Source organism: Deminuibacter soli (assembly GCF_003412455.1).
In the GTDB taxonomy this organism is placed as follows: domain Bacteria; phylum Bacteroidota; class Bacteroidia; order Chitinophagales; family Chitinophagaceae; genus Deminuibacter; species Deminuibacter soli.
Genome location: NZ_QTJU01000008.1, coordinates 196,311 through 222,770 on the forward strand (window position 1 = coordinate 196,311; position 26,460 = coordinate 222,770).

Annotated in this window: 25 protein-coding genes; 13 read left to right on the plus strand and 12 right to left on the minus strand. The window is 48.0% G+C overall.

Annotated elements, in window-relative coordinates; translation table 11 throughout:
- Position 1: 1 nt before the first annotated feature.
- The 3 genes from DXN05_RS19215 to DXN05_RS19225 all read right to left on the minus strand — a co-directional run bounded on the left by DXN05_RS19215 (position 2) and on the right by DXN05_RS19225 (position 4,679).
- The gene (locus DXN05_RS19215; RefSeq protein WP_116848906.1) at positions 2–1,909 is read right to left on the minus strand and encodes a RecQ family ATP-dependent DNA helicase; all 1,908 of its coding nucleotides are present in this window, start codon (positions 1,907–1,909) and stop codon (positions 2–4) included.
- Between the two features lie 92 nt (positions 1,910–2,001).
- A complete protein-coding gene (locus DXN05_RS19220) occupies positions 2,002–2,361 on the minus strand; it encodes a four helix bundle protein (protein WP_116848907.1) in 360 nt (119 codons plus the stop codon).
- Between the two features lie 191 nt (positions 2,362–2,552).
- Positions 2,553–4,679 carry a heavy metal translocating P-type ATPase gene (locus tag DXN05_RS19225; protein WP_116848908.1) on the minus strand — a complete coding sequence of 709 codons (2,127 nt, stop codon included), beginning with the start codon at positions 4,677–4,679 and terminating at the stop codon, positions 2,553–2,555.
- Positions 4,680–4,785: 106 nt separating this feature from the next.
- On the opposite strand from DXN05_RS19225, the gene tsaE reads away from it, so the two are divergent.
- The 4 genes from tsaE (at position 4,786) to DXN05_RS25280 (ending at position 7,169) form a co-directional block, all read left to right on the plus strand.
- The gene (gene tsaE / locus DXN05_RS19230; RefSeq protein WP_116848909.1) at positions 4,786–5,196 is read left to right on the plus strand and encodes a tRNA (adenosine(37)-N6)-threonylcarbamoyltransferase complex ATPase subunit type 1 TsaE; all 411 of its coding nucleotides are present in this window, start codon (positions 4,786–4,788) and stop codon (positions 5,194–5,196) included.
- Between the two features lie 72 nt (positions 5,197–5,268).
- Positions 5,269–6,483, plus strand: a complete 1,215-nt coding sequence (locus tag DXN05_RS19235; protein ID WP_116848910.1) for an alanine dehydrogenase — start codon at positions 5,269–5,271, stop codon at positions 6,481–6,483.
- Between the two features lie 56 nt (positions 6,484–6,539).
- A complete protein-coding gene (locus DXN05_RS19240) occupies positions 6,540–6,773 on the plus strand; it encodes a hypothetical protein (protein WP_116848911.1) in 234 nt (77 codons plus the stop codon).
- A 192-nt stretch (positions 6,774–6,965) separates the two neighbouring features.
- Positions 6,966–7,169, plus strand: coding sequence for a PIN domain-containing protein (locus DXN05_RS25280; RefSeq protein WP_116848912.1), 204 nt, complete (start codon positions 6,966–6,968; stop codon positions 7,167–7,169).
- 49 nt (positions 7,170–7,218) lie between these two features.
- Here DXN05_RS25280 and DXN05_RS19250 read toward each other — a convergent pair whose 3' ends face one another.
- The 5 genes from DXN05_RS19250 to dnaB form a co-directional block, all read right to left on the minus strand.
- A complete protein-coding gene (locus DXN05_RS19250; RefSeq protein ID WP_116848913.1) occupies positions 7,219–9,063 on the minus strand; it encodes a DNA polymerase III subunit gamma/tau in 1,845 nt (614 codons plus the stop codon).
- A 268-nt stretch (positions 9,064–9,331) separates the two neighbouring features.
- Positions 9,332–10,507 (minus strand): hypothetical protein, encoded by a 1,176-nt coding sequence (locus tag DXN05_RS19255; RefSeq protein WP_116848914.1) that lies wholly within the window; start codon positions 10,505–10,507, stop codon positions 9,332–9,334.
- A gap of 70 nt (positions 10,508–10,577) precedes the next feature.
- Complete coding sequence (locus DXN05_RS19260; protein WP_116848915.1) at positions 10,578–12,188, minus strand: L,D-transpeptidase family protein; 1,611 nt, start codon at positions 12,186–12,188, stop codon at positions 10,578–10,580.
- A gap of 86 nt (positions 12,189–12,274) precedes the next feature.
- Positions 12,275–12,979, minus strand: a complete 705-nt coding sequence (locus tag DXN05_RS19265; RefSeq protein ID WP_116848916.1) for an RsmE family RNA methyltransferase — start codon at positions 12,977–12,979, stop codon at positions 12,275–12,277.
- Between the two features lie 53 nt (positions 12,980–13,032).
- Positions 13,033–14,661, minus strand: coding sequence for a replicative DNA helicase (gene dnaB, locus DXN05_RS19270; protein ID WP_116848917.1), 1,629 nt, complete (start codon positions 14,659–14,661; stop codon positions 13,033–13,035).
- A gap of 522 nt (positions 14,662–15,183) precedes the next feature.
- Here dnaB and lpxA point away from each other — a divergent pair.
- From lpxA to DXN05_RS19285, 3 genes are all read left to right on the plus strand, one after another.
- A complete protein-coding gene (gene lpxA, locus DXN05_RS19275) occupies positions 15,184–15,987 on the plus strand; it encodes an acyl-ACP--UDP-N-acetylglucosamine O-acyltransferase (protein ID WP_116848918.1) in 804 nt (267 codons plus the stop codon).
- Between the two features lie 74 nt (positions 15,988–16,061).
- Positions 16,062–16,682 carry an ABC transporter ATP-binding protein gene (locus DXN05_RS19280; protein WP_116848919.1) on the plus strand — a complete coding sequence of 207 codons (621 nt, stop codon included), beginning with the start codon at positions 16,062–16,064 and terminating at the stop codon, positions 16,680–16,682.
- A gap of 113 nt (positions 16,683–16,795) precedes the next feature.
- Positions 16,796–18,457: a pyruvate dehydrogenase complex dihydrolipoamide acetyltransferase gene (locus DXN05_RS19285; protein WP_116848920.1), complete on the plus strand. Its 1,662-nt coding sequence runs from the start codon at positions 16,796–16,798 to the stop codon at positions 18,455–18,457.
- Between the two features lie 242 nt (positions 18,458–18,699).
- On the opposite strand, the gene DXN05_RS19290 is transcribed toward DXN05_RS19285, so the two are convergent.
- The 3 genes from DXN05_RS19290 to DXN05_RS19300 all read right to left on the minus strand — a co-directional run bounded on the left by DXN05_RS19290 (position 18,700) and on the right by DXN05_RS19300 (position 20,231).
- A complete protein-coding gene (locus tag DXN05_RS19290; protein ID WP_116848921.1) occupies positions 18,700–19,230 on the minus strand; it encodes a DUF6169 family protein in 531 nt (176 codons plus the stop codon).
- Between the two features lie 8 nt (positions 19,231–19,238).
- Positions 19,239–19,418, minus strand: a complete 180-nt coding sequence (locus DXN05_RS19295) for a hypothetical protein (protein WP_116848922.1) — start codon at positions 19,416–19,418, stop codon at positions 19,239–19,241.
- A 195-nt stretch (positions 19,419–19,613) separates the two neighbouring features.
- Complete coding sequence (locus tag DXN05_RS19300) at positions 19,614–20,231, minus strand: hypothetical protein (protein WP_170148882.1); 618 nt, start codon at positions 20,229–20,231, stop codon at positions 19,614–19,616.
- A gap of 421 nt (positions 20,232–20,652) precedes the next feature.
- On the opposite strand from DXN05_RS19300, the gene DXN05_RS19305 reads away from it, so the two are divergent.
- From DXN05_RS19305 to DXN05_RS19330, 6 genes are all read left to right on the plus strand, one after another.
- Positions 20,653–22,161, plus strand: a complete 1,509-nt coding sequence (locus tag DXN05_RS19305; protein ID WP_116848923.1) for a DUF5723 family protein — start codon at positions 20,653–20,655, stop codon at positions 22,159–22,161.
- Between the two features lie 57 nt (positions 22,162–22,218).
- Positions 22,219–22,725: a GbsR/MarR family transcriptional regulator gene (locus DXN05_RS19310; protein WP_116848924.1), complete on the plus strand. Its 507-nt coding sequence runs from the start codon at positions 22,219–22,221 to the stop codon at positions 22,723–22,725.
- A 149-nt stretch (positions 22,726–22,874) separates the two neighbouring features.
- Positions 22,875–23,243, plus strand: a complete 369-nt coding sequence (locus DXN05_RS19315; RefSeq protein WP_116848925.1) for a CoA-binding protein — start codon at positions 22,875–22,877, stop codon at positions 23,241–23,243.
- A 99-nt stretch (positions 23,244–23,342) separates the two neighbouring features.
- Entirely contained in the window at positions 23,343–23,816 is a 474-nt protein-coding gene (locus DXN05_RS19320) for a ribonuclease H-like YkuK family protein (protein ID WP_116848926.1), read from the plus strand.
- Positions 23,817–23,876: 60 nt separating this feature from the next.
- Positions 23,877–24,308: a hypothetical protein gene (locus DXN05_RS19325; RefSeq protein WP_116848927.1), complete on the plus strand. Its 432-nt coding sequence runs from the start codon at positions 23,877–23,879 to the stop codon at positions 24,306–24,308.
- Between the two features lie 60 nt (positions 24,309–24,368).
- Positions 24,369–24,803 carry a hypothetical protein gene (locus DXN05_RS19330; protein WP_116848928.1) on the plus strand — a complete coding sequence of 145 codons (435 nt, stop codon included), beginning with the start codon at positions 24,369–24,371 and terminating at the stop codon, positions 24,801–24,803.
- An 82-nt stretch (positions 24,804–24,885) separates the two neighbouring features.
- Here DXN05_RS19330 and purH read toward each other — a convergent pair whose 3' ends face one another.
- Positions 24,886–26,415 (minus strand): bifunctional phosphoribosylaminoimidazolecarboxamide formyltransferase/IMP cyclohydrolase, encoded by a 1,530-nt coding sequence (gene purH / locus DXN05_RS19335; RefSeq protein WP_116848929.1) that lies wholly within the window; start codon positions 26,413–26,415, stop codon positions 24,886–24,888.
- Positions 26,416–26,460: the final 45 nt, after the last annotated feature.

The following is a 26,460-nucleotide window of genomic DNA, read 5'->3' on the forward strand; positions in this document are numbered from 1 at the left end:
ATCATGCTTTTTGCACCAGGCCCATATCACTCATCCTGATCTTTTGCTCGGCCAGCAAAAATTGCACAACCTCCCGGCTTTTGTCTTTGTGAAATGACTGCTGCAGGGTATCCATCAATATTTTTATCTGAATGCCTTCACTATTGAGCAGCCGGTATACCTGCTGCTCAATTTGTTTAAAATCGGTCGTGGTTAGCTTGCCGGATTTTTGCTGCAGGCAATAATCACAGTTGCCGCAATTTTTCAGCCCGGTATCGCCAAAATAAGCCGCAATAAAACGGCTGCGGCACTGCTGCACATCCTGCAGGTATTGCAGCATGGTTGCCACGCGTTGTTTGTATAATTCCTTGCGTTTGAAATACTGGTCGATATTGATATTCACATGCGCAGCAGGCGCCCTGTTCAGCAGGTAACGCAGCTGCGGCGTATCTTTCTGCGGCCAGTAGCTGATAATGCCAAATGCATACAACTGCTGCAGCTGCTGCGTTGCCGCCTCGGGCGATATGCGGCAGAGGCGTGCTATCTGTTTTTCAAATACCGATACGCGGTTATCAAAAATGCCTTCATAAGTGCGCAGCAGGCATTTGATAATGTCATCTGCCTGCGGGTAAGCTTCTTCAAACAAACGCAACTGTGCACGGCTGGCTGTAAACATAACCTGCGAGGGTAAAAACACCTGTTCGTTGTAATCAATATGCCCTTCCTGCTCCAGTGTTTTAATCACGTTCATAGCCAGGTGCACATCAATACTGAAGTTGGTGACAAAATCGTTCAGGTTAAAATCGTAATACACACCTTGTCCGGCACCTACGGGGATGTTCAGAAAATCTGCCAGCGCCTGGTATACTTTCCTGATATCTTCTACGGATGGGTAGCGCACATCAGGCAGCTCGCGTAATGTTGTAATATCCGGTTGCTGGTACAACAATACGGCATAGGCTTTTTTGCCGTCACGCCCTGCACGGCCTGCTTCCTGGTAATAGTTTTCCAGGCAATCCGGCGCATCATAATGCACTACGGTACGCACATCCGGTTTATCGATACCCATACCAAAGGCATTGGTACAAACCATTACCCGCGTTTTGCCTGTTAGCCAGGCTTGCTGTTTGGCATCGCGCTCTTCCTGTGCTAAACCGGCATGGTAGTAATCCGCGCTGATGTCTTCAAGTGACAGTAAATGTGCTACATTTTTGGTTTGCCGCCTGCTGCCGCAATACACCAGTCCGCTGCCGGGCACCGCCTGCAGTATCTCCAGTATTTTGGCAATTTTATTTTCAGGCTTAAACACACTGTACGAAAGATTAGCCCTTTCAAACGACTGCCTGAAAATAGCCGGCTCTTTCATCTTCAGCTTGTCTGCAATATCCTCCTGCACCAGTGGCGTTGCAGAAGCTGTGAGGGCCAGCACAGGCACCCGCCGCAACTCATACCGCAGGTTGGCAATGCGCAGGTAAGGCGGTCTGAAATCGTATCCCCATTGCGATATGCAATGCGCTTCATCCACCGCAATCATACACACTTCTATGGCAGGCAGGTATTCTTTAAACAAGTTCGTCTCCAACCGCTCAGGCGATACATACAAAAACTTGTATGCCCCGCCTGTTGCCTGCTGCAGTACCTGCTGCACTTCATAATAGGTTAACCCACTGTGTAAGGCAGCAGCTGTAATTCCTTTGGCTTCAAGGTTGGCCACCTGGTCTTTCATCAGCGCTATCAGCGGGCTCACCACTATACACAATCCATCCATCAGCATCGCCGGCACCTGGAAGCAAATAGACTTGCCCCCACCCGTAGGCAACAAGGCCAGTGTATCCTTTCCATCCAGCAATGACTGAATGATCTCCAGCTGCATGGGACGGAAGGAATCGTGGTTCCAGTATTCGCGTAATATGTCGAGGGGGGAGGGCATATGTCGGGGGTAGCAGGGTTGTTCAACCTTGCCGAGAATCGAGAATCGACAGTCGAGACCGGAAATCGGACAATCGTTGTCTCGTTAATATTTTACAGGTTATTATAAATCATTTTGGTAAGCATCTGGTAACACCTGAGTAGCAGTGCTCCGGTTTCCTGCAATTGTTCAGTTGTTGTAAACTGCAAAGCTACCGCTATTTCTATTGCCGCATCAATTTCAATAATCGACCCGCGTGCTATTTCATAAAAACGTTTGCGTTCCTGTAAAGATTTACGCGAACTGCCTTCAGCAATATTTAACTGTACAGATAAAGCCGCCCTTCGCAGCTGTTGCGACATCGCAAATTTCTCTTCCGGAGGGAAAGCGGCAGCCAGTTTGTAACAAGCCACCACCAGCAACCGCCCCATTTTATAAACATCAAGCTGCTTATGCGGTAAGGATAAAATCATGTTTTTATTCCAACATAAAAATTTACCGGCGAACACACCTATTCATTTTATACAGACCTGGCCAGTTCACAGCAATGCGCATGTGCCGGTTCACATCAGGCCCCCAATATCCGCTGCGATCAACGGACTCGCTCAGATCATCTCGACTGTCGATTCTCGATTCTCGATCACGACTGACGTCTCACGATCTCTCACGCCACCCTTTTCCACCTCAACCGCACTGAGTTAATCGCCAGCACCACATCGCTCAGGCCCATTACCAGGGCGCCGAAAGATGGGCTCAGTAAACCAAAAGCTGCAACAGGTATGGCGATGATGTTGTATACGAACGCCCAGGCCAGGTTTTGTTTGATGGTGATGAATGTATGCTTGCCCAAACCCAGTGATAGCGGCAGGTACCGCAAACCATGATTCATCAATACCACCTGCGCGCTTTGCATGGCTACCTGCGATGCATCGCTCATGGAAATACCAATGGTAGCTTTTGCAAGGGCAGGTGCATCATTAATGCCATCACCGATCATGGCAGTAGGCGCCTGTTGATTGTACAGCGCAACCCGTTCCATTTTTTGTTCCGGTGTTTGCTCTGCCAGCACTTCATCTATATCCAGCGCAGCAGCTACTTCGCGGCATTTGTGCATGCTGTCACCGCTGAGCAGTATGGTTTTGATGTTGCGTTGCTTAAACCAGCTTAGCACTGTTTTGGCCTCCGGGCGAATGGTGTCGGCTACGTCAATCCAGCCCAGCAGCTGGTTGTTTTTCAGCAGGTATACGCTGTGCAAGGCATCGTCTGTTAAAGCAACAGCCGCTTTGTACGAACCGGCGATATAAGTGTTGCCTTCTTTATCGGTCATCTGCATGCCCATGCCTTTTATTTCAAGTGTTTTGGCCCAACGCAGTTCAGGCCTGGTTTTCCACTCGGCGGCTATGCATTTGGCAATGGGGTGATTGGAATATTTTTCGATGGAAAAAGCAATCTGTTTAAAGGTAGCTTCATCAATACCTGCGCCGGGTACCAACGCAAAAGAAGTGATGTGAAAAGCACCGGTAGTGAGCGTGCCGGTTTTATCAAATACAATCTGGCGAATATCTTTAAACAACTCCAGGCTTTTCGCATTCTTGAACAGGATACCATTGCGCGCTGCACGGCCTAATCCTACAGCTACTGCTGCAGGCGTTGCAAGTCCCATGGCACATGGGCATGCAATCACCAGCACTGCAATGCTGCGCAGTAAGCTTGCCGTAAAGCCTACCGGTGTAAAAAAGTAGTTGATGGCCAAAGTGAGTACTGCTATGCTTAAAACCAGCGGTACAAAAATGGCGCTGATTTTATCTGCCAGCTGCTGAACAGGTGGCTTCTCAGCCTGCGCTTCTTTCACCAGCTGCACAATATGGCTCATCACGGTATCTTCCCCTACAGCAGTAACATATGCTTTGATGCTGCCTTGTTCAACCATACTGCCACCGATAATGAGATCATTCATTTTTTTATCAACCGGTATGCTTTCACCGGTTATAATGGATTCGTTGATGCTGGCTTCGCCGGATAATATTTTACAATCAGCCGGTACATACTCGCCTGTTTTAATCAGCACCAGGTCGCCCACTTTCAGGTGAATGCTTTCTACGGGAAACACATGCTCCTGGAACTGGTCATCAAACGCAATCATGTTGGCCATGATTTTCTGTGAAACCGTGAGCTGTTGCAAAGCAGCCTGTGTGGTGGCTACCGTACGGTCTTCAAGCCAGTTACCAAGAAATACGAGTGTGATAATGGTTGCCGTGGTTTCATAAAACAGGTATTGTTCCGGGTTGGGGCCAAGACTGCCTACCAAACTGTATACAAAAGCCGCGCTGGCACCAATGGTTACCAGCACATTCATGTTGGGTATACCGCGGCGTACGCTGTTAAACGCGCTGCGGCCAAAGAAATCCATCCCCACGATGTATACCGGCAGGGTTAATGCCAGTTGTACCCAGGGATTCATGAGTATGTGTATATGTACACCGGGCAACATATGCAGCAGCAATGGCAGGGTAAACACCAGGCAAAAGGCAAAGCGCTGCAGGTGATTGCGGAACAGTTTTTTACGCGGCGGGGCCTGGTTGGCTTCGCCGGTATCTACATGATAGCCGAGCTTTTCAATGCCCTTCTGTATAGCAGGTTTGGTGGTGCCGTTACCGAGCTCAAAACTCACGTCTCCACCCATGAAGTTTACTTTTACATTGGATAAGCCTTCCTGTTCCAGGTATTTGTGAACGGTTAACGCGCAGTTGGTACAGCTCATGCCGTTGACCTTCCATTTAACTTTTTCCATAAGGCAAATTTACCAAACCGCGGCGAGCTGCATTTTGCGACAACCGGAATATCTTTTTTACCTTGTTGCAAAACCCGGTGTTGGGCTTTTTATTTAGGTTTGCAGCATGGATATCACTTTTCAGCTTCCTGAACTGCCTGCTGTTGCCGCACAGGCCTGGGAACAGTTCGGGCACCGCAAAATATGGCTGCTGGATGCCGGAATGGGCGCCGGCAAAACCACGTTTGTACATGCTTTGTGCGAGGGGCTTGGTGTTACAGATGCCATCAGCAGTCCCACCTTTGCCATTGTAAATGAATACCGCAGCAAACTTGCGGGCACTATTTACCATATGGACTGGTACCGCCTGAAAGATGAAGACGAAGCCATACAGGCCGGTATTGAAGATTACCTGTACAGCAACAGTCTTTGCCTGATAGAATGGCCCAATAAAGCACCCGGTATTTTACCCGATGAAACCGTGCATGTACAATTGCAGGTAGTTGATGCACAAACCCGGCGCCTGATAATATCTTAACTGAATCTCCGCAAAAAGCAGTAGTTTTAACCACCGCGATCCATACAAAAAAAGAAAATAGCACGAACATCTATGCCAGCAGGAAAGCCTATTGTGAGCACTTCTTTCAGTTACGAAACCCTGGAAGAAAAACTGGATATTAAACCGCAAGGCGCAAAACTTACCATCGGTTTACCAAAAGAAACGGCTTTCCAGGAAAACAGGGTGGCATTGATTCCCGAAGCAGTGGCGGTGCTTGTAAACAACGGTCATGAAGTAATTTTTGAACACAAGGCCGGCGAAGGCAGCAAGTATACTGACAAAGACTACAGCGAGGCAGGTGCACGCATAGCCTACAACAAAGCCGATGTATACAAGGCGCCCATCCTTATTAAAAGCGCCCCTATTCTCGAAAACGATCTCCAGCATTTACAGCTTAATCAAACGGTTATTTCTCCTATTCATCTGTCGTTACTGAAAAAAGACCTGATGGAAAAACTGATGGAGAAACGCATTACTGCATTGGGTTTCGAGAACCTGAAAGATGATAGCGGCACCTATCCTATCGTGCGCAGCATGAGCGAAATTGCCGGCAGCGCCGTTATGCTCATCGCAGGTCAGTACCTCGGCAGCCAGGATGATGGCAAAGGCGTACTGCTCGGCGGTATCAGCGGCATTCCGCCTACCAAGGTAATTATCATCGGCGCAGGCGTGGTGGGCGAATTTGCCACCCGTACAGCTCTTGCACTGGGTGCATCGGTAAAGGTGTTCGACAACAATGTATACCGCTTAAAACGCCTGCAGAACAACCTTGGCGTACGGGTATGGACCAGCGTTATTGAACCGCGCATCCTGGCCAAGCAACTTAAAACCTGTGAAGTGGCAGTTGGTGCGTTAAGCAATGAAAACGGCCGCAGCCCCATTGTTGTTACCGAAGAGATGGTGATGAACATGCGCCCCGGCAGTGTGATTATTGATGTGAGCATTGACCGCGGCGGTTGTTTTGAAACCAGTGAAATGACCACGCACGAGAAACCAACTTTTATGAAACACAATGTAATTCACTATTGTGTTCCCAATATCCCCAGCGGCTTTGCGCGCACCGCCAGTCATGCCATCAGCAACGTGCTGATGCCGCTGCTGCTCGATGCCAGCGAAGAAGGCGGTTTTGATGAAATGGTATGGCACAACTTTAACCTGCGCCATGGCATATACCTGTACAAAGGTGCACTCACCAATTTTTACATCAGCCAGCGCTTTGATTTAAAATATACAGACTTGAACCTGCTGATTGCCAGCAGAAGGTAATTCTCCCCTATGGCTTTTCTGCTGATAAAAACGTAAATTTGGAGAAACCGGGTAATATGTTAAGGCAAATTGTGCAAACAACAGATAAATTTTACACGCTGCGGTTACCGGACGACTTGGTAGGTAAAACCGTAGAGGTGCTTGCATTTGAAGTTGATCAGGCCCCTGTTGCTGCAATATCTTTATCAAAGGACGAGCGTATAAAGGCAATACAAAACGGAATGAGTAATTATCGCCTAAGCCTCAAGGATTTTACATTCAACAGAGACGAAGCGAACGATTATGAGTAACAGAGCTGCGCTGGACACGAATGTACTAATATACCTTCACGACACAGATGCTTTAAATAATACAGTATAGTATCTGAATTAATCGCCGGCGAACCGGTCATTCCTCCCCAGGTAATCAGTGAATATTTAAACGTCTGCAAGAAGAAATTTCATTTCTCAAAAACGATGGCTTTATAGGCTTTATCTCATTGGTTGCAGTTTTGTATCATAGGCAAAATTGATCATGGCACCTATAATCATGCACTTGCCTTGGTTACAAAGCATGATCTACAGCTTTTTGATGCTGTTATTGTAGCAACTGCATTAGAAAACAATTGCGACATATTATATTCAGAAGATATGCAACATGGCCAGCTGTTTGAAAATCAACTCCGCATCGTTAATCCTTTCCAATAACAATACTCCCTGAGCCATTGAACTATCAAGCTATCAGGCAATTGCTCCGCTAGTAATCCAGCTCCATCTTCAGCCTGTCTTTCAACTCCTTGATCCAGGGATACTGGTCTGCGATTTTCTCAAAACGCTGGCGGCTGTTCATGGAAATGTGGGCAGGCACGTCTTCCTTGATGCCTTCTTCAATCACAATCTGCAGGGTAATACCGCGGTTATTGAATGCCTGCTGGATATTATCTGTCACCATCATTTTCTCCGCCTCAATAAAACGCTGCTGTACCAGGGCGTTTACGTGCACCGAGAAACGAACGTCTGACTGTATTTCCAGCCTGGCTATACGGAAAGTATTGGACGCCGAGTGTTTTTGCTGGCTCTCCATTTTATCCGCATAATCCAGCCATATCTGCTGCAGCTTATCCATACGCAGCGGTTCGGCTTCTTTTACCTCTTCAATGCGGTACTGGTCACCATATTTTTCGCGCAACGCTTCCAGTAAGCTTTTCTTCGATTTTACAGCTGCTGCCGCAGGAGAAGTTACGTTGGCAGGTGCCTGTGGCTGCTGACGCACCGGTTGCGGTGCCTGTTGCTGCACGGCGGGCTGTTGCTGCGGCTGCTGCGTTTTGGCCTGTGGCTGTGGCAACACGGCTGCGGGTTCTATGTACAATTTCGGCTCAGCAGTTTTACCCGCAGCTGCAACAGCCGCTTTTTGCTGAAACGATGGTATTGCCCTGTATTTGAGCGCTACCGGATTATCAAGCCGTTTTTTTTTAACTACCGAGCCGTTTTCAACGCTCAGTTCCAGTGCCTGCTGTAAAAAGTTGAGTTTGATAAGCGCCAGCTCCACATGCAGGCGTTTGTTACGCGCCATCTTGAAGTTGATCTCAGCCTCATTTAAAATGTTGAGCGCGCTTACGAGATAAGCTGCCGGACTGTTTGCTGCCACAGAAGTATATTTCTGCTGCATGCCGTCCATTACATCGAGCAGTGCTACTGCCCGGGCATCTTTACATACCAGCAGGTTGCGGATAAATTCGGCAAAACCGTTCAGCACCAGGTCGCCTTCAAAACCTTTGCGGTTTATTTCATCATACAGCAACATGGCGCCTGCCAGATCCTGCTGCTGCAGGTATTCCAGCAAACGGAAATAATAATCGTGATCGAGTATATTGAGGTGTTCGAGCGTGTTGCGGTAGGTAACCGTGCTGTTGGTAAAGCTCACAATTTTATCGAGGATACTCAGCGCATCCCGCATACAGCCTTCACTTTTCTGCGCAATTACCTGCAGGGCAGATTTTTCGGCCTGTATGTCTTCTTTGCGAACAATGTCTTCAAGATGTTCTACCGTATCATTCGAGGTGATACGTTTAAAATCGAATATCTGGCATCGGGAAAGAATGGTAGGTAAAATCTTGTGCTTTTCCGTGGTAGCCAGGATAAAGATGGCATAGGATGGCGGTTCTTCCAGTGTTTTAAGGAAGGCGTTGAAGGCACTGGCACTAAGCATGTGCACCTCATCCACAATGTATACCTTGTATTTACCGGCCTGCGGGGCAAAACGCACCTGCTCAACCAGTGAGCGGATATCATCTACCGAGTTGTTGCTCGCAGCATCCAGCTCGTGGATATTCAGCGAAGTGCCCTCGTTAAATGTGCGGCAGGAGTTGCACTCGTTACAGGCTTCGCCATCCGGCTGCAGGTTTTCACAGTTGATTGTTTTGGCAAGAATACGGGCACAGGTTGTTTTACCTACACCCCTGGGACCACAAAACAGGAAGGCATGCGCCAGCTGGCTGTTTTTGATGGCATTTTTTAAAGTGGTGGTAATATGAGCCTGCCCCACAACCGTATCAAATGTCTGGGGCCTGTACTTGCGCGCAGAAACAATGAACTTATCCATATCAGGGTGCAAGATAAGAAGAAGTTACCCGTTTGCCGAAGGCCAACCCGCCCCAAAGCCGGTGGACTTATCCACAAACCTGCCCCGGCAACGTGCATTGCCTGGGTATGGGGTTGGGCCCCTTTCGCGTGGCTGTATCATCGGGACACCGACGCATCGGTGTGCTTAAAAGAAAATGCCGGTGAGGACACCGGCATTCGCAATATGATAACATCACGCATTCTCCAAAGGAGTGCTTCATACAGCTCACCTCGACTTTCGATGGCGTTTACGCCTTATACTCCATCACCGGGTGGCGCTCAAACGGTATATCCTTGTTCAGCATGTACCGGTAGGTGATCAGATGGCGGCTTTGCGTGGCGCCGAGGTTTTTATAAATGTTGAGCATTTTCGGGTTCCAGTCGCCGCCCCAGCCCATTTCGTAGCGGTCGTACCAGCCCTTGTTTTGTATCAGCAGTGCGCCTTCGTAAATCATAAAGGAATCTACGCCCAGGGCCTGGTATTTGGGCACAATGCCAAACGCAACACCGGTAAATACCCGGCAGGCATTATTGCGTTTCATCAGCAGCAGGCGCAGCTTCTGCAGCAGGCCCAGTTTTCCGTTGAAATGTTTGAAGTATTGGTTCAGGTCTGGAATATTGATCCACATGGCAATGGGCTCATCTTTGTAATAAGCAAACCAAATCAGGCGCTCATCCATTATCAGCTTCATTTTGTTGAACAGCTTCACTACCTGCTCTTTGGTTATTTCCTTGGCTTCGCCATGTTGTGCCCATGCGGCATTGTAAACAGTGGCAAATTCTTCCGCATGTTTGTCCAGGTTTTTGATGCTGATATGCCTGGCCTCATAACCGGCCTTGGCTTTAAACTTTGCATGCCGCTCAGGGAAACGTGCAGGCAGCGGGTCGTTTACGCCCATGGCGTAGTAGTACTGGTTGTAGTAGTTCTGAAAGCCAAAACCTTCAAACAACTGCTGGTAGTAGGGCGGATTGAAACCCATACCGTATACGGGTTCTACATCAAACCCATCAACCATGAGCCCCCACCATTTATCACGGTCGCCGAAGTTAATGGGGCCATCCATTGCCTCCATACCCTTGCTTTTAAGCCACTCTGCGGCTGCATTAAACAGCATGTTGGCAGCTTCCTGGTTATTGATACAGTCAAAAAAACCGGCGCCGCCTGTGGCGAACTCCGTTCCTTTATTTACATATTTTGAATTGGTGAAAGCGGCAATACGGCCAATGAGTTTGCCGGTATCATCTTTCAGTATCCAGCGTTTGGTTTCGCCGTATTTGTATAATTTGTTTACCGCGGGGTTAAATACATCGTTCACCTCGCTATCAAGCGGGCGGATGTATTTGGGGTTATGGCGGTTCATCAGCACATTCACTTCAATAAATTCCCTGGCTTCAGCAGCATTGTTCACTTCAATCAATTGCATGTAGCGTCGTTTTTCAGTAACACGAATGTAAGAAAACTATGCCAGCAAGGCATCGCCCCAACGGTTACTGCTATTGTTTTACAAACAGTTTATCGGCCATTTTCGCATCATGACCGTAAATATCCTTCCTGAAGTTCAGCAGCCCGTCCCTGTCTACCCACGCGGTGAAATAACCAATGTATACCGGCACCTGCTTGTTCAGGGTAACCCAGTACTCTTTGTCGCCATGCATAAAGGAATCTATCTTTTCACTCGTCCATTCCGGCTGACCGCGCAGTAAGAATTCCGCCATTTTTTTGGGCTCGGACAAGCGGATACAACCGTGGCTTAGACTGCGGTTCGACTGGTCGAAGAGATCGTGGTTGGGTGTATCGTGCAGGTAAATATCGTAGTTGTTGGGAAACAGGAATTTCACCAGTCCCAGCGAGTTCCACGGACCAGGCTTTTGCCTTACTTCCGGTATGGCTGCATTTTTCCCGCTGGTAATTTCCATGTTGTGCGAGGCCAGGTAATTCTTATCGTTTTCAATACCGGGTAACACTTCTTTTTTCACGATGCTCACCGGTACATTCCAGTAAGGTGCAAACACCACGTACTTGAGTTTGCCGTTAAAAATAACCGTGCTATTGGCCTGGTTGCCTACAATCACATTCATGTCAAACGCATGCGCGCCTGAATCGTACGCGTGCAGCCTGTACTCCGGGATATTAACCAGTATATATTCCGAATCTTCTATCGGCGGCATCCAGCGTACACGTTCCAGGTTAATTAAAATTTGTTGTATCCGGCGGGCGGGCGCAACGTTCAGCTCATCAATCATTTTTGAACCTATCACACCATCGGGCTCCAGCCCCATCCTGCGCTGAAAGCTTCTGGCTGCCGTAAACAGCGTGGAATCAAACAGGTTGGTGGTGTCTTCTTCCGTCATATCGCCCAGCCAGTACAAGCGTTGCTTAATGGTTGCAATTACGGGTAAGTCCATCCCTTTTTTATAGGGCTTGGCGGCTTTGGCAACCGTATCGCTCCAGTCATGTGCTTTTTCCAGCGCCGAATATTGCATCAGGCTTTCTTCCAGTTTTTTGTACTGGTCGTTCAGCGTTACGTATTGCGATGCATCTTTCTTGGTGCGTATCACCGAATCGAGCAAGGCAGAAAGGTCGAGTTTTTTACGCGGTATAAACCAGCCCAGTTCGGTGGCATCAATATCGCTGCCTTTGTACACCTTGGCGGCATACATAAAAAACTGGCCGGTAAAATACAATTCAGCCTTCAGCTTATCGGCCTTGCTGGTTTTGTGGGAAAGGTCGTTTTTACAATGCTCGTACAGTTGTGTAAAGCGGGGATTGATAATGCTGCTGTCCTGCAGTTCAGCAGCGGCATTACCCAGCAGGTTGGCAAAGTTATTGGCCTGCTCGCCCAGCCCGCTGCTGTCGAACCAGGCATATTCGTAATTGCGTTGTTTGTAAAACGCGATATACTGTTCTTCGAACTGTTTAAAAGCGGTATCAGTACTTACAAAATGGTGCAGCTGTGCACTGTCGAGAAAGATGTCGTTGTAAGATGTTTCTTCAGTGATAGAGGTGTCCCTGGTAACGTTTTTATTTTTGGAATGCCTGCTCCTGCAGCCCCATGATACGGCCAGTAACAGTATGCCCGTTAATAAATAAACGCTCTTTCGCATAAGTTGTTTTTTAATGGTAGTCAGCAACTAAATTATTCATATCAATACCGTTCAGGAAGTGTGCAACACTCCGCAAAACAATATGGTTAAGCATTCACCAATAAAGCGGCCGCAACAACGGCAGCAGTTTCGGTACGCAAACGCGTATTGCCCAGCGATACCGGTGCAAAGCTTTGCTGTAATGCCTGTGTTATTTCATTTGTTGAAAAATCGCCTTCAGGGCCAATGAGCAAAAGAACATCATCGTGCAATGTTATTTTATTCAAAGGCTGTTTGTGCCCATCCATTTCGCAATGCGCCACCAGCTTCTGCGTTGCCTGTATTGCAAGCACTTTTTCAAAGGATAATGGTTCGGGCATTTCGGGCAGCCAGGCCTGCTGGCTCTGCAGCATGGCCGATACCAGTATGCTCTGCATACGGTCGAACCGGAAATGCTGACGCTCCGTACGCTCACTCAATAGCGGAATTATCTGCTGTACGCCCATTTCAGTAGCTTTCTCCAGGAACCATTCGTACCTGCCTGCATTTTTCAGCAGCGATACAGCCATGCGCACTTTCCTGTTTACCGCCCGTGGTTGCTGTTGCAGCCCGGTAATTTTTACGGTACAGCTTTTTTTGCTCACTTCCTGTATGCCGGCTGTGTACAAATGTCCCTTCCCATCGGTTAGCTGCAGGGCTGTGCCTGCACGCATGCGCAATACCTGTATGGCATGCTTACTGCTCTCTTCACTCAGCACGTGTAATGTGCTTGTGGGCGTTATATCGGGTTCATAAAAATAAGCTAAAGACATTCAATCGGGATATTATAATAACATTAAACCGCAGGCCGGGGTGGCCGTATTCATTAAAACGGTGCATCTCCTTCAATTCCATCGTCGAACTCGCCGCTGTTCATGCGGCTGCCTTTCTGGATAAAGAATTTGCCGCCCCCATCATCGCCTCCGCCCGGTGCACCGCTGGTACCCAATGGTTTCCAGGTATTGCCACCTGCCGGTGCAGCCCCGCCGCCCTGCGGGGCACCGCCTCCGCCGTTGAACCCGGCAAAATTGTCGTCGCCATCCCATTCTTCAAATTTCTGGATGTGCAGCAAGGCGCGCAGTTTGATGGTTTCGAGCGAACCGTTACGGTGTTTGGCAATACGCACGTGGGTTTCACCACGGGTGCTTTCACCGTTTTCGTTATTCATCACTTCGTAGTATTCAGGACGGTAAATAAACATTACCATATCCGCATCCTGTTCAATGGCACCCGATTCACGCAGGTCACTCAGCTGCGGCATCTTGCTCTCTTTACGGGTTTCCACCGCACGGCTTAACTGGCTCAGTGCAATAATCGGGATATGTAACTCTTTTGCCAATGTTTTCAGGTTTCGCGAAATGGTACTGATCTCCTGTTCGCGGTTGGTTTGCTTACCATCGTTACTGCCGCTCATCAGCTGCAGGTAGTCGATGATAATGAAGCCCACCTTGTGCTTGTTTACCAGCCTCCTGGCCTTGGCCCTGAACTCGAAAATGTTCAGTGCGGCTGTATCATCGATAAAGATAGGCGCCTGCTCCAGGCGTTTAATGCCTTTTGAATGCAGCTGCTGGTATTCGTAATCTTCCAGTTTACCGCGGCTGATTTTTTCAAGCATAATCTCGCTCTCGGCACTTAAAATACGCTGCACCAGCTGTGCAGCACTCATTTCCAGTGAGAAGAACGCTACCGGTGTGGGTTTGGTGGGGTTCATGGCAGCGTTGCGGATAAGGTTAAGGGCAAATGCCGTTTTACCTACCGCCGGCCTTGCCGCCAGAATCACCAGGTCAGATGGCTGCCAGCCGTATGTAACCCTGTCTAGCGAAGGGAAACCGCTGGGCACACCCGAAATATCTTCGGTTTTGTTGCGCAGTTCGTCAATACGGTTAATGGTTTTGGCCAATGCGCTGCCAATATCGTCGTAGTTCTTTTTGAGGTAGTTGTTGGTAATGTTGAACATCTTTTGCTCTGCATCATCGAGCAGGTCAAATACGTCGGTGCTGTCTTCATACGCATCACCGATAATTTCACCGCTGATACGGATCAGTTCGCGCTGGATGAACTTCTGCAGCACAATACGGGCGTGTGCTTCAATATTCGCAGTAGATACAACCGCGTTGGTTAATTTGGTAATGAAATAGGGGCCGCCAACAATATCCAGTTCTTCCTTGCTTTTCAGCTCTTCCACCACGGTGAGGATATCGATGGGCATGCTTTTCTGCGCCAGGGTCTGGAACGATTTGAATATGCGCTGGTGGGCATCTACATAGAAACACTCTGCCTTAATAATCTCGATCACGTTATCAAACGCACTTTTCTCGAGCATAATGGCACCGAGTACGGCCTCTTCCAGTTCCCTGGCCTGCGGTGGCACTTTGCCATACACCATTGTACTCAGGTCTACCGAGGGCGCTTTGCGGCGTCCTTTCCGGTCTTTGTTAACGTTTCCTAGTTCCATTTACACGATAAATTTTCAACGGGTTAGTAAACTTATGTTCACTCGGCTTTCCCGGGGGCTAACAGCTCAGTTACGTTATTGACCAGACTAAACAACCAGTGTCTTTCATAATAAAGTAGAATCGCATCCCGCAAGAAAAGGACGGCGAATATAGTGGGAGAAAATTTGCTGCGGAAAAAATTAATGGCCGAAAATACATCTATTTCAACGCACAAACTACGCACACCACAGGCCGGTTTATTCACTGCATTACAGGAGTTTTCCACCGTAATAGGGCCATTTCCACACAATTTATAAAAGTTTTCCCATCTTTTTTTAAGTATTGCACATGCCCTTGTGCAGAAAGATTTTCATGACCAGGAGGTATAAATCAACGATTTTTATGTAGTATTTATACCAAACGTTTTAACAACAGCTTCGCAGGCTTTTGGCCGAATTATAGAGAATAAACCTATTTTTGCGCTGCCAGATACCAATCATCTGGTCTTTTTTTTGTCAACAGGCAGGCTATAAACTGACGGCATGATTCATCCACATACATATATTCATCCTAACGCCAAACTGGCGCAGAATGTAAAAATCGACCCTTTTACAGTCATCCACGAGGATGTTGAAATAGGGGAAGGTACCTGGGTAGGCAGCAATGTTACTATCATGGAAGGCGCGCGCATTGGCAAAAACTGCCGCATTTTTCCGGGTGCCGTTATTGCCGGCATTCCGCAGGACCTGAAGTTTGACGGGGAAAAAACCTATGTGGAAATCGGAGACAACACCACCATCCGCGAATTTGTAACCGTAAACAGGGGCACCAAGGTTCGCGGTAAAACCACCGTGGGCGACAACTGCCTGATACAGGCGTATTGCCATGTGGCGCACGACTGCTCTGTAGGCAACCATTGCATTATGAGCAATAACACCCAGCTGGCCGGGCACGTGGTGCTGGGCGACTGGGCCATTATAGGCGGCGTAAGTGCCGTACACCAGTTTGTACGCGTGGGCAGCCATGCATTTATCGGCGGCGGCAGCCTGGTAGGCAAAGATGTGCCTCCCTACATTAAAGCCATGCGCAACCCGCTTAGCTACAGCGGCGTAAACAGCGTGGGTTTAAAAAGAAGGGGATTCAGCCTGCAGCAGATCAATCATATCCTCGATATCTACCGCATTATTTATAACAAAGGCATGAACATTTCTCAGGCCCTCGAATTTATTGAAGAGGAAATGCCTGCAAGCGATGAACGTGACGATATTGTTACGTTTATCCGTGAAAGCGGCCGCGGCATCATCAAACGCTATTCTGCGAACGGCGTTGCCGAAGAAGAAGATTAAAACAATACCAACCGCTGCGGCAGCCGCAGCAGTTGGTATATACCCAATAGTATCAAAATTTCCCTTTCACAGCAATGATTATTGAACTGTCTGATGCCGGCAAAAGATTTAACCGGGATTGGATATTCCGGCATATCACCTATCGCTTTACAGCAGGGGAAAGTTATGCTGTAACCGGCTCCAACGGCTCGGGCAAATCAACCCTTTTACAGGTGCTGGCCGGCAGTATGGATGCCAGTGAAGGGAAGGTGGCTTACACCGCCGCAAGCGGCCCGCAGATACAGCCAGACGCAATTTTCCGCCAGCTGGCTATTGCCGCGCCTTACCTTGAACTGATTGAAGAACTTACCGCACTCGAATTTCTCACCTTTCACGCAGGCTTCAAGCCCTTTATGCTGGGCATTACACCGCAGCACATTATTGCCGAACTGGGCATGGAAGCTGCTGCCGGTAAACAGATACGCTTTTACAGCAGCGGTATGAAACAACGCATTAAACTGGCCCAGGCCATTTTTGCCGATTGCCCCCTGCTGCTGCTTGATGAGCCCTGCACCAACCTTGACCAGGCAGGTTATGCCCTGTACCACAGGCTGATTGAAAAGTATGCAGGCAGCAAACTGGTGATCGTAAGCAGCAACGATGTAAACGAATACGACTTTTGCCGTCACCAGCTGCGTATCGCCGACTACAAATAAATTGTTCCCGCCATCACTGCCTGCGGCATGTGCCGCAAAAAAAAAGATTGCTTAACTCAGCTTATCGCATTTTGGTGTAATTTCACGGCTCATTTTAAACGAGCAACCGAATTATGGCCGAAGTGATCTTAATGCCCCGCCTAAGCGATACCATGACAGAAGGTGTGATTGCTGCTTGGCACAAGAAAGTGGGTGATACCGTAAAGAAAGGCGATTTGTTAGCAGAAATTGAAACAGATAAAGCCACAATGGAACTGGAGAGCTACCAGGAAGGGACGTTATTGCATGTAGGAGCGAAAAACGGTGACAAGTTACAGGTGAACGACCTGCTGGCTATTATCGGCAAACAGGGTGAAGATGTATCGGCCCTGGTAGCCCGGCATTCGAATGGTGGTGCTCCCGCAGCGCAGCCGCAGCCTGAAGCCCAGGCCAGTGCGCCTGCACAGAATGCTCCTGCCCAGGCAAGCGCACCAGCTGCTGCTCCCGGCATTGATGTTCACAATATGGAAGAAGTGGTGCTGATGCCACGCCTCAGCGATACCATGACAGAAGGGGTAATTGCTGCATGGCATAAAAAAGTGGGTGACGCAGTTAAAAAAGGCGATATCCTGGCTGAAATTGAAACAGACAAAGCCACGATGGAGCTGGAAAGCTATAAAACAGGCACCCTGCTTTACGCTGGTGCCCAGGCCGGCGAAAAAATTGCCGTAAACGACCTGCTCGCAATTATTGGCGAACAGGGTAAAATAAATGTTGACCAGGTAGTAGCAGCCCTCAAAGGCGGCGCACCAGCCCCGGCAGCACAGCCCGCACAGCAGACAGCACCCGCAGCCCAGCCACAGCAGGCCCCGGCACAACAGGCCGCTCCTGCAGCAGCGCAGCAGGTTGTAAACGAAGGCCGCATTATTGCTTCTCCCCTCGCCAAAAAACTGGCCGAAGAAAAAGGCATCGATCTTAAATATGTACAGGGCAGCGGCGATGCAGGCCGTATCGTTAAACGCGATGTAGACAGCTTTACGCCATCTGCCGCACCTGCAGCAACCACATCTGCCGCCACACCTGCCTATACTGCACCTTCAGCTCCTGCCGGACAGGTTAGCTTTGAAGACGTGCCGGTTTCACAGATGCGTAAGGTGATTGCCAAACGCCTTGCAGAAAGCAAATTCAGCGCACCTGAATTCTACCTCACCATGAGCATTAACATGGACGAACTGGTAGCAGCCCGCACGCGCATTAACGAAGGCAGCAAGGTAAAAATCAGCTTCAACGACTTTGTGCTGAAAGCAACAGCTATTGCACTGAAACAGCATCCAAAAATCAACAGCAGCTGGCTGGGCGATAAAATACGTGTTAACCACCATGTAAACATTGGTGTTGCCGTAGCAGTAGAAGAAGGCCTGCTGGTACCTGTAGTTCGTTTTGCAGATGGTAAATCGCTGAGCCAGATTTCTGCTGAGGTAAAAGACTACGCACAGAAAGCAAAAGATAAAAAACTGCAGCCGGCCGATTGGGAAGGCAGCACGTTCACCATTTCTAACCTGGGTATGTTTGGTATTGACCAGTTCACTGCCATCATTAACCCGCCTGATTCCTGCATACTCGCTGTTGGCGGTATCAGCCAGGAGCCGATCGTTAAAAACGGTGAAATCAAAATCGGCAATATCATGAAGCTCACCCTTACCTGCGACCACCGCGTGGTTGACGGTGCTACCGGTGCTGCTTTCCTGCAAACGCTGAAAGGCCTGCTCGAAGAGCCCCTGCGTATGCTGATCTAAGTTTGAAGTTGTCATCCAACCATACAAGCCCTTCCGCTAAACCGGAGGGGCTTTTTTTGCCCCCCCAACTGCCGCTCCCGAAGATTCCGTGACCCGGCTCTCTTTCGTATAGCCCTGAACTGCACTCAGCAGCCATTTTAGCCGTCTTTTTCCCGGGCAGGGTATTTTTACCCATAAAGCGCACAAAAGCGTTGTATGGCTATGCAAAATTCGCAGGAGGCAGATTTATACTAATTGGTAAATCAGTATTTGGATAATATAATTTCCTGGGCTTTGCTTTTCAGTTGCCGTAAAAAGACATCCCGATCCAACATATCTGCCCTGGAAAATGCGCCACCGTATATCGTAGTGTATAAATGCCCGTTTTCATCAGCAATTTCAATTGAGACAGGATCAAAATAATGATGCTGTAAATGAGATACATGCCAGCGCCTGAATAACCGCTGGCGTTCTTTTCCCCTGCCGTCTGACGAATCGCATACAAAAATGAGCGCACGCTCCTGGCTGTCGAGGAATTCATTAACCAAAAAGGCGATGGTCGCCGAGATCTCATTATCAAGGGAAATGGCAGGATATATTCCGGCTGCACGCTCATTGTGGCGGACATCTATAAAGTCAAACTCAAATTCATAGATGTCAAAATCGTAAATACCCAATAGTGGCGCCTGTTGACGCAAGGCTGCATTTCTATTGCTGAAAAAGCATTTATAAAGTAAGCCCTGATTAGTGTGGAAGACGTAGCTCCCATTAGGTTGCAACGATAGCGGGTACATCAAAAAAATTAGCAGGAAGGTTGGTGGTTCAGTTTAACCGGAGTGCTGATTTTATCCTTGTATTTTTCAAAAAAGGCAGCATCATCTCCGCTTTTTATGGCTTTTCGGAAAGCATCTTTCTCGGCCATCATTCTTTTGATAGCCTCATGCGCTTTCGAATTTTTCTTTATGGTAATCTTGATGGACATTACTGATAGACTGTTTACAAATTACGCAAAAAAAGCGCGTTTAGTAGCGTTCATTTTAGTGGATAGCTATAAAAAGCTGACTATAAACGTCTTACTGCAGTTTTTGCTGTTGTTGCTACAGGGCCTTTGCAATGCAGGTATGCCATAAAAAAAGCTTCCCGTAAGAGAAGCCTTTTATTATCGAGGGCGTCAAAATTAATTGTCGTCATCTTCGTCGTCATCATCATCTTCATCGTCGTCATCGAAGTCATCATCTTCGTCATCTTCAACAGAAGGATGGCTAACGGCGGTGGTGGGATCGACTGTGTCAGTATCCTCTTCATCGTCCAGGTCAACGGTATCGATGTCCTGGCTAACAGGTTTTTCGTCGTGTGCTTTAGGCGCTGTTTTTTTAGCGGCTTTTTTGGGAGCGGCTTTCTTTACTGCTTTTTTAGGAGCAGCTTTTTTGGCGGCCTTCACTGCTTTTTTAGCGGCTTTTGGTGCAGCTTTGGGAGCGGCTTTTTTAGCTGCCTTTGCGGCTTTAGGGGCAGCTTTTTTTGCGGCTTTCTTAGGTGCGGCCTTTTTAACAGCAGCTTTTTTAACAGCGGCTTTCTTCACCACTTTTTTGATTGCTTTTTTAGGAGCGGCTTTTTTTGCAGCCTTGGGAGCAGCTTTCTTAGCGGCTTTTTTTGCGGCCTTAACAGCCTTTTTAGGGGCTACTTTTTTGGCAGCTTTTTTAGCGGCTTTAGGCGCTGCCTTTTTAACGGCTGCTTTTTTCACAGCTGCCTTTTTGGGGGCAGCTTTTTTCGCAGCTTTCTTATTTGCTTTTGCCATGGGATGAGTTATTTAGTAAATATTAGTAGGAAAGTTAAAAACAGATTCGCATATTCAAGAATATAAATAGTAATATTTTTTTCCACCGTTTATTCTATTCACTGCATCAGCACTGGTTTATAGCGCATCGCGCAACATTCTATCACTTTTATCGTTTTGTAAATGCACCAATATTGGACCGATATTTGACTATTGCACTATATCATTATCCATACTTCGTTATCGAAGCTATTTCCGTGCCACAACATTGATTTGCCATATCAACCAACGCCCCCTGAACCCTTCCATGCTTAATGCATGAATTGCTATGCCCCTTTACCGGTAAGGGTTTCAGCGATTCATTTGATTTCGTATTTAACCCTTTTGGCTTTCAACCCTACGCTCGTGTAAAACCTAAACAACACCTTACACAGTACATTGTATGATACAATTGAGGCAAATTATTGTTACCACATTTACCCGCATCTGTTCCCGACAGCAGCAATGGCTGCTGCCGTTTTTTTGCATGGCGCTGCTTACTGTATCCGGCAGCAGCAAACTGGCTGCACAGCAACTGCAGGCTTTGCATGGTTCTCCCTTTGCAGGAAGCCTTTCTACCGATTATAACCCTGCCACCATTCTGGATGCCCCGTACCGCTGGGATATTACCCTGTTTGGGGTGCAGGGCAAAACCATCACCAATGGTTTCCGGGTTACCAATTACAACCTGTTTAGCAATATTGACAGTGCCGATACAAAGGCTAAGCCCGGCTATTTCAGGCGCTACCTGCACGGCAGCTATTCCCTTAACCTGCTGCATGCGCAATACCGTATAGATCATAAGCAGGCCGTGAGTTTCGGCGTTAACCTGCGCAACTATGTTCATGGTTCATCCACCCCGTTTTACTTCAATGGCTACTTCAAAAACTCGGTTGATTTTGTAAACCAGAACAGCAAAACACCCTACTATGGCGGCAATGCACAAACCAGCAGCTGGCTCGAATACAATTTCGGCTACGCCCGCATCCTGCACGAAAATGAAGTAGGCCGCTGGCAGGCAGGTGTGCAGCTGCGCATTATGAATGCGGTATCGGGCGCCAATTCACGCGTTAATAATATTGTGGTTACACCCGATAAAAACAGCGCGAACGATTATATCCTTTCGCAGGGCAACGGCTATTATGGCTACTCTGCCAACTATGACGCGCTCGACAGTAATCAATCATTCCGGACCAACTACCGCAACTTTTTACGCGGTACCAAATGGGGTGCAGGCATTGACCTGGGCGTGGAATATGTGCGTTATGCAGATGAATACAGCAGCAATTACAACCCCGGCAAAATGCCCGCAGAATACGACTGGAAAGTGGCTATATCACTGCTCGATCTTGGCCGCAACAGCTACAACTACGGCAAATACAGCATGGGCTTCAGCGGCTTCCAGGACAATGTGCAGGTAAGCAGGCTTGATTCCACTTTCTCGAAATACCACAACCTGCGCCGGTTAAACGATAGCCTGCGTACCATTGTGAGTGGTTTTGATTCATTAAAAGGCGGCTTTACCATTAATAACCCTGCCCGTTTGCTGGTGAGTATTGATAAAAGTCTGCCCAACAATTTTTACTTCAATGCCGAAGTGCAGCTGCAGTTCGCTTCTACACGCAGTTACTCGCGCATCAATACACGGGAGCTTACCGCAATTGTGCTCACTCCACGCTGGGAAACCAAAACATGGGGTGTTTACCTGCCGGTACAATACACTACGGAAGGCAATACCTGGATAGGCATGGCGGTAAAGGCCGGCCCGCTGATTGTTGGCCTGCATAACCTTGCATGGCTGTTCAGCAAATCCGCATTGCCCAATGGCGGCGGTTACCTTGCCCTGCAGATACATCCATGGGGCAATCATGAAGATGACAACAGTTATCCTTGCCCGAGATATCCCAGATAATACTTCTAATTTTTCAATAAATTTTGAAATTTCAGAAACACAGTTTAGTTTTGAGCCATGAAGTTGCAGGAAGCAAAACAACAATTTATTCAGAGCTGGGGTGTTTTAGGAAACCAATGGGGTATTAACCGTACGATGGCGCAGGTGCACGCATTGCTGCTGATTTCCGAGGCGCCTTTAAGTACAGATGATGTAATGGAGCAACTCAACATCAGCCGTGGTAATGCCAACCTCAATATCCGCGAACTGATGGATTGGGGCCTGGTAGAAAAGATGATTGTTCCCGGTGACAGGAAGGAGTATTTTGTTGCCGACAAAGACATCTGGCAGGTTGCTACCCGCATTATGGCGCAGCGCAAAAAACGCGAACTCGATCCCATGCTGAAGGTACTGAACCAGCTGCAGGAAGTAGAGGGCGACAAAAAAGACCCGGCTATCAAATCGTTTACAGAAACCATCGGCAACATCCGCAAATTTGCCGGTCATGCCGAAAAAACCATCGATACCATTATCAAAGCAGAAGAGAACTGGTTTCTCAACAGCTTTATCAAATTCTTTAAATAATGGTTTAATGGCCGGATGGCTTGATGGTTTCCGGCCATCACTCCCAATTTTCATGTCCCGATTTTCGTTTCGCTATTTACGACTGACAACTCACACTCACGATTCCCGTCCCTGTTGGTTATTTGCACGTAATTTGATACCTTGTTTGTATGAATAGCGCTAAAAATACCGTGGTGCTGGGTGCTTCGCCCAATCCCCAGCGATACAGCTACCTGGCTGTAAGCCGCCTCAAGGCATTGGGATACCCGGTTACCGCGATCGGTAAAAAAGAAGGGCAGATAGGCGATGTAAGCGTTATTACCGATCATCCTGCCCTCACCGGTACCGACACTGTGACTATGTACCTGGGCCCTGCCAACCAGCGTGCCTATTATGAATACATTTTGTCCCTGCATCCCAAACGCATCATCTTTAACCCTGGTGCCGAAAACGAAGAACTGGCCAAACTAGCCGAAGAAAACGGCATTGAAGCCATGTATGCCTGTACCCTTGTGCTGCTTGGCACAGGGCAGTATTAGGGCTGAAATGCCCGGTTTTCCACGCTTGTGCATAAGAACACAATTATTTAATGCGGATTTCCAGCAGTTAATTACGTAACTTCAGAAAACCTCATAAATATGCGTTGGAGAAAATTCAATGGAGAATCCATCCAGCTTCCTATCAAAGATGCAGTAGAAGAGGCCATAAAAAAAGAAGCAGAAAAAGGTACACGCCTGAAGGTTTGTATTGGTACCGACAGCCAGGTAAAAGGTAGTGAAACGGAATTTGCAACAGTAATTGTGTTTCTGCGCGAGCACAATGGTGGCTTTATGTACATCCACAACGAAAAAACAACTCACAAGTACAACATCAAGGAAAGAATGCTGGTAGAAGTAGCCAAAAGCATTGAAATTGCTTACGAGCTATGCAACCTGTTTATTGCCTATGATGTAGACATGGAGGTACATGCTGACATTAATACCAATCCGCAGTTCAAAAGTAATGATGCCCTGCGCGAAGCGATGGGCTACATCCTGGGTATGGGCTTTGCCTTTAAAGCCAAACCCGAAGCATTTGCCAGCAGCTGCTGCGCAGATAAAGTGGTAAACTAAATTTACCCGGTGCAACGTTTTATTACAGGCAATCATCAATGCTTGTAATAAAACGATTGTATGCAACTCCTCAAAACACTACTATTCATTGCAGCGCCGGTATTGCTTGCCGTTGCCTGCAATAAGGATCACCTGTCTGATAAATCTATCAACGACTTCAACACGCAAACCGGCTCCTGGCGCAGGATAGGCTATGCCAGCGAAGCAGGCAGGTATGTTTTTACCCCGCTTAACGAGCCTTTTTACATACAGCTGATGCCCAACGGGCGTTGCATATTCAGTACAGATACCTCAAAAGAATGCGGCACCTGGCAACTCAAAGATTCTACATCACGCCAAATATTGCTGGTGCAACTTGCCGGCAAACCGGAATGGAGCAGTTATATAGGGTACCAGCACGATACGCTGACACTTGCCCCCCTTTACGGAATTAATGCCGAGATCAGTTACTACCTGCACGCTGACCACACGGCAACGCCCTGCCCACAATAATTACCGGCCCATGCAACGCTTACTGTTTATTTTACATCAGCACTGTAATAAAACGATTGTATGCAACTCCTTAAAACACTGTTACCCCTTGCACTGCCGGCATTGCTTGCCGTTGCCTGCCATAAAGATGAAGCCGATGATATCATCCACGACCCGGCGCTGCAAAGCGGCTCCTGGCGCATAATTGGTTCTTCAGGCGGCATCGGAGGATTCCCGTTTACCGCTTACGCAGGCAAGCCCTTTTACCTGCAATTCAATGCAGGCAACGGCTATACCTTCAGTACGGATACTTCGCAGTTATGCGGCACCTGGGAGGTAAAGGATACACTGCAAGTGGCGCTGCTGATTACCAAAACTTCCGCGACGGATTATCCGCAACGGTCCGTTATTTCCATGCGCCACGATACACTAACCTTAACCGGTTACGATTACACGGATGCGCAAACAGCCTATTATGTACATTCCAGTCACCAGGCACAACCCTGCCCGCAATAACGCTTGTTGCAGCTATACTATAAAAACAAAAGCCGGCTTGCAGCCGGCTTTGTTGTATCTGTATGGATAAACGCTTTTTATATTAGTGTTTGAAATGACGCATGCCTGTCATCACCAGCACCATGTTATTTTCCACGCAATAGGCAATGCTGTCTTTATCACGCACAGAACCGCCCGGCTGAATAATTACTTCCACACCAGCCGCATGCGCCATTTGCACACAGTCGTTAAAGGGGAAAAATGCATCAGAAGCCATTACTGCACCTTTCAGGTCGAAGTTGAACTGTTTGGCTTTGTCCAGCGCCTGGCGCAGGGCATCGATACGGCTGGTTTGGCCACAGCCTTTACCCACCAGCTGTTTGTCTTTCACCAGTGCAATGGCGTTGCTTTTTAAATGCTTGCAGATGATGTTTGCAAACACCAGGTTGGCTTTTTCATCTTCGGTAGCTGTTCTGCCGCCTTCTTCTTTCCATTCCTGGAAATTGCCCTTATCGGTATCCTGCACCAGTGTACCGTTGAGCAGTGATTTGTACTGGCTGCCGGCAGTGGCTTTCAGTTCTTTCAGCTGCAGCAGAATGCGGTTCTTTTTGCTTTTCAGTACCTGCAGTGCATCTTCATCAAATGCAGGTGCAATGAGCACTTCAAAGAATATTTCGTTGATGGCTTCAGCTGTAGCCTTGTCAACCGTGCCATTGGTTACCAGCACACCGCCGAATGCACTTTCAGGGTCGCCTGACAGGGCTGCATCCCAGGCGGTTTTCACGGCATTTCTTGCTGCCACGCCACATACATTGGTGTGTTTGATAATGGCAAACACAGTGTCTTTACCGGCTGCGGGCGCTTCAAATTCAGTGATCAGCTGAACGGCAGCATCCACATCTACCAGGTTATTGTAAGAGAGTTCTTTACCATTCAGCTGGGTAAACAGCTGTGTTAAATCGCCATAGAAAACAGCCTGCTGGTGCGGGTTTTCACCGTAACGCAGCGACTGCTGTGTTTTTTGCTGTACGGTTTGAATGGCTTTATCTGCGTTGAAATAATTGCTGATGGCAATATCGTACTGCATCACAATTTCAAAGGCTTTTGCAGCAAAGGCTTTACGCTGTTCGATAGTGGTAGTGCCTTCCTGGCTGTTCAGCAATTGCTCCAGCTGAGCGTAATCGTCTTTGGCGGCCACCACTACCAGGTCTTTGAAGTTTTTGGCAGCAGCGCGTATCATGGAAGGTCCGCCGATATCAATTTTCTCGATGATGGCTTTTTCTTCGGTAGTGCTGGCCAGTGTTTCTTCAAAAGGATACAGGTCAACAATCACCAGGTCTATTTCAGGAATGTTGTATTGTTTCATTTCCTGCAGGTCCTGCGGCTCATAACGCCTGCCCAGGATACCGCCAAATACAGCGGGGTGCAGGGTTTTAACGCGGCCGCCAAGAATGGAAGGATACGTGGTTAAACTTTCAACCGGCACGCAGGGCAAACCCAGGTCTTCAATAAATTTCTGTGTTCCGCCGGTAGAGTAAATGGTGATACCCAGGCGGTTTAACGTTTGCACAATAGGCGCCAGGCCGTCTTTATAGAAAACAGAAATGAGGGCAGACTGGATTTTTTTTTGCATGACTGTATATTATAGTTGTTTAACCAATTGAATGCGCGGCTGTTA

Coding starts and splice junctions, on each gene's coding strand:
- DXN05_RS19215 (WP_116848906.1), bottom strand. CDS start 1,909: ATGCCCTCCCCCCTCGACATATTACGCGAATACTGGAACCACGATTCC.
- DXN05_RS19220 (WP_116848907.1), bottom strand. CDS start 2,361: ATGATTTTATCCTTACCGCATAAGCAGCTTGATGTTTATAAAATGGGG.
- DXN05_RS19225 (WP_116848908.1), bottom strand. CDS start 4,679: ATGGAAAAAGTTAAATGGAAGGTCAACGGCATGAGCTGTACCAACTGC.
- tsaE (WP_116848909.1), top strand. CDS start 4,786: ATGGATATCACTTTTCAGCTTCCTGAACTGCCTGCTGTTGCCGCACAG.
- DXN05_RS19235 (WP_116848910.1), top strand. CDS start 5,269: ATGCCAGCAGGAAAGCCTATTGTGAGCACTTCTTTCAGTTACGAAACC.
- DXN05_RS19240 (WP_116848911.1), top strand. CDS start 6,540: ATGTTAAGGCAAATTGTGCAAACAACAGATAAATTTTACACGCTGCGG.
- DXN05_RS19250 (WP_116848913.1), bottom strand. CDS start 9,063: ATGGATAAGTTCATTGTTTCTGCGCGCAAGTACAGGCCCCAGACATTT.
- DXN05_RS19255 (WP_116848914.1), bottom strand. CDS start 10,507: ATGCAATTGATTGAAGTGAACAATGCTGCTGAAGCCAGGGAATTTATT.
- DXN05_RS19260 (WP_116848915.1), bottom strand. CDS start 12,188: ATGCGAAAGAGCGTTTATTTATTAACGGGCATACTGTTACTGGCCGTA.
- DXN05_RS19265 (WP_116848916.1), bottom strand. CDS start 12,979: ATGTCTTTAGCTTATTTTTATGAACCCGATATAACGCCCACAAGCACA.
- dnaB (WP_116848917.1), bottom strand. CDS start 14,661: ATGGAACTAGGAAACGTTAACAAAGACCGGAAAGGACGCCGCAAAGCG.
- lpxA (WP_116848918.1), top strand. CDS start 15,184: ATGATTCATCCACATACATATATTCATCCTAACGCCAAACTGGCGCAG.
- DXN05_RS19280 (WP_116848919.1), top strand. CDS start 16,062: ATGATTATTGAACTGTCTGATGCCGGCAAAAGATTTAACCGGGATTGG.
- DXN05_RS19285 (WP_116848920.1), top strand. CDS start 16,796: ATGGCCGAAGTGATCTTAATGCCCCGCCTAAGCGATACCATGACAGAA.
- DXN05_RS19290 (WP_116848921.1), bottom strand. CDS start 19,230: ATGTACCCGCTATCGTTGCAACCTAATGGGAGCTACGTCTTCCACACT.
- DXN05_RS19295 (WP_116848922.1), bottom strand. CDS start 19,418: ATGTCCATCAAGATTACCATAAAGAAAAATTCGAAAGCGCATGAGGCT.
- DXN05_RS19300 (WP_170148882.1), bottom strand. CDS start 20,231: ATGGCAAAAGCAAATAAGAAAGCTGCGAAAAAAGCTGCCCCCAAAAAG.
- DXN05_RS19305 (WP_116848923.1), top strand. CDS start 20,653: ATGATACAATTGAGGCAAATTATTGTTACCACATTTACCCGCATCTGT.
- DXN05_RS19310 (WP_116848924.1), top strand. CDS start 22,219: ATGAAGTTGCAGGAAGCAAAACAACAATTTATTCAGAGCTGGGGTGTT.
- DXN05_RS19315 (WP_116848925.1), top strand. CDS start 22,875: ATGAATAGCGCTAAAAATACCGTGGTGCTGGGTGCTTCGCCCAATCCC.
- DXN05_RS19320 (WP_116848926.1), top strand. CDS start 23,343: ATGCGTTGGAGAAAATTCAATGGAGAATCCATCCAGCTTCCTATCAAA.
- DXN05_RS19325 (WP_116848927.1), top strand. CDS start 23,877: ATGCAACTCCTCAAAACACTACTATTCATTGCAGCGCCGGTATTGCTT.
- DXN05_RS19330 (WP_116848928.1), top strand. CDS start 24,369: ATGCAACTCCTTAAAACACTGTTACCCCTTGCACTGCCGGCATTGCTT.
- purH (WP_116848929.1), bottom strand. CDS start 26,415: ATGCAAAAAAAAATCCAGTCTGCCCTCATTTCTGTTTTCTATAAAGAC.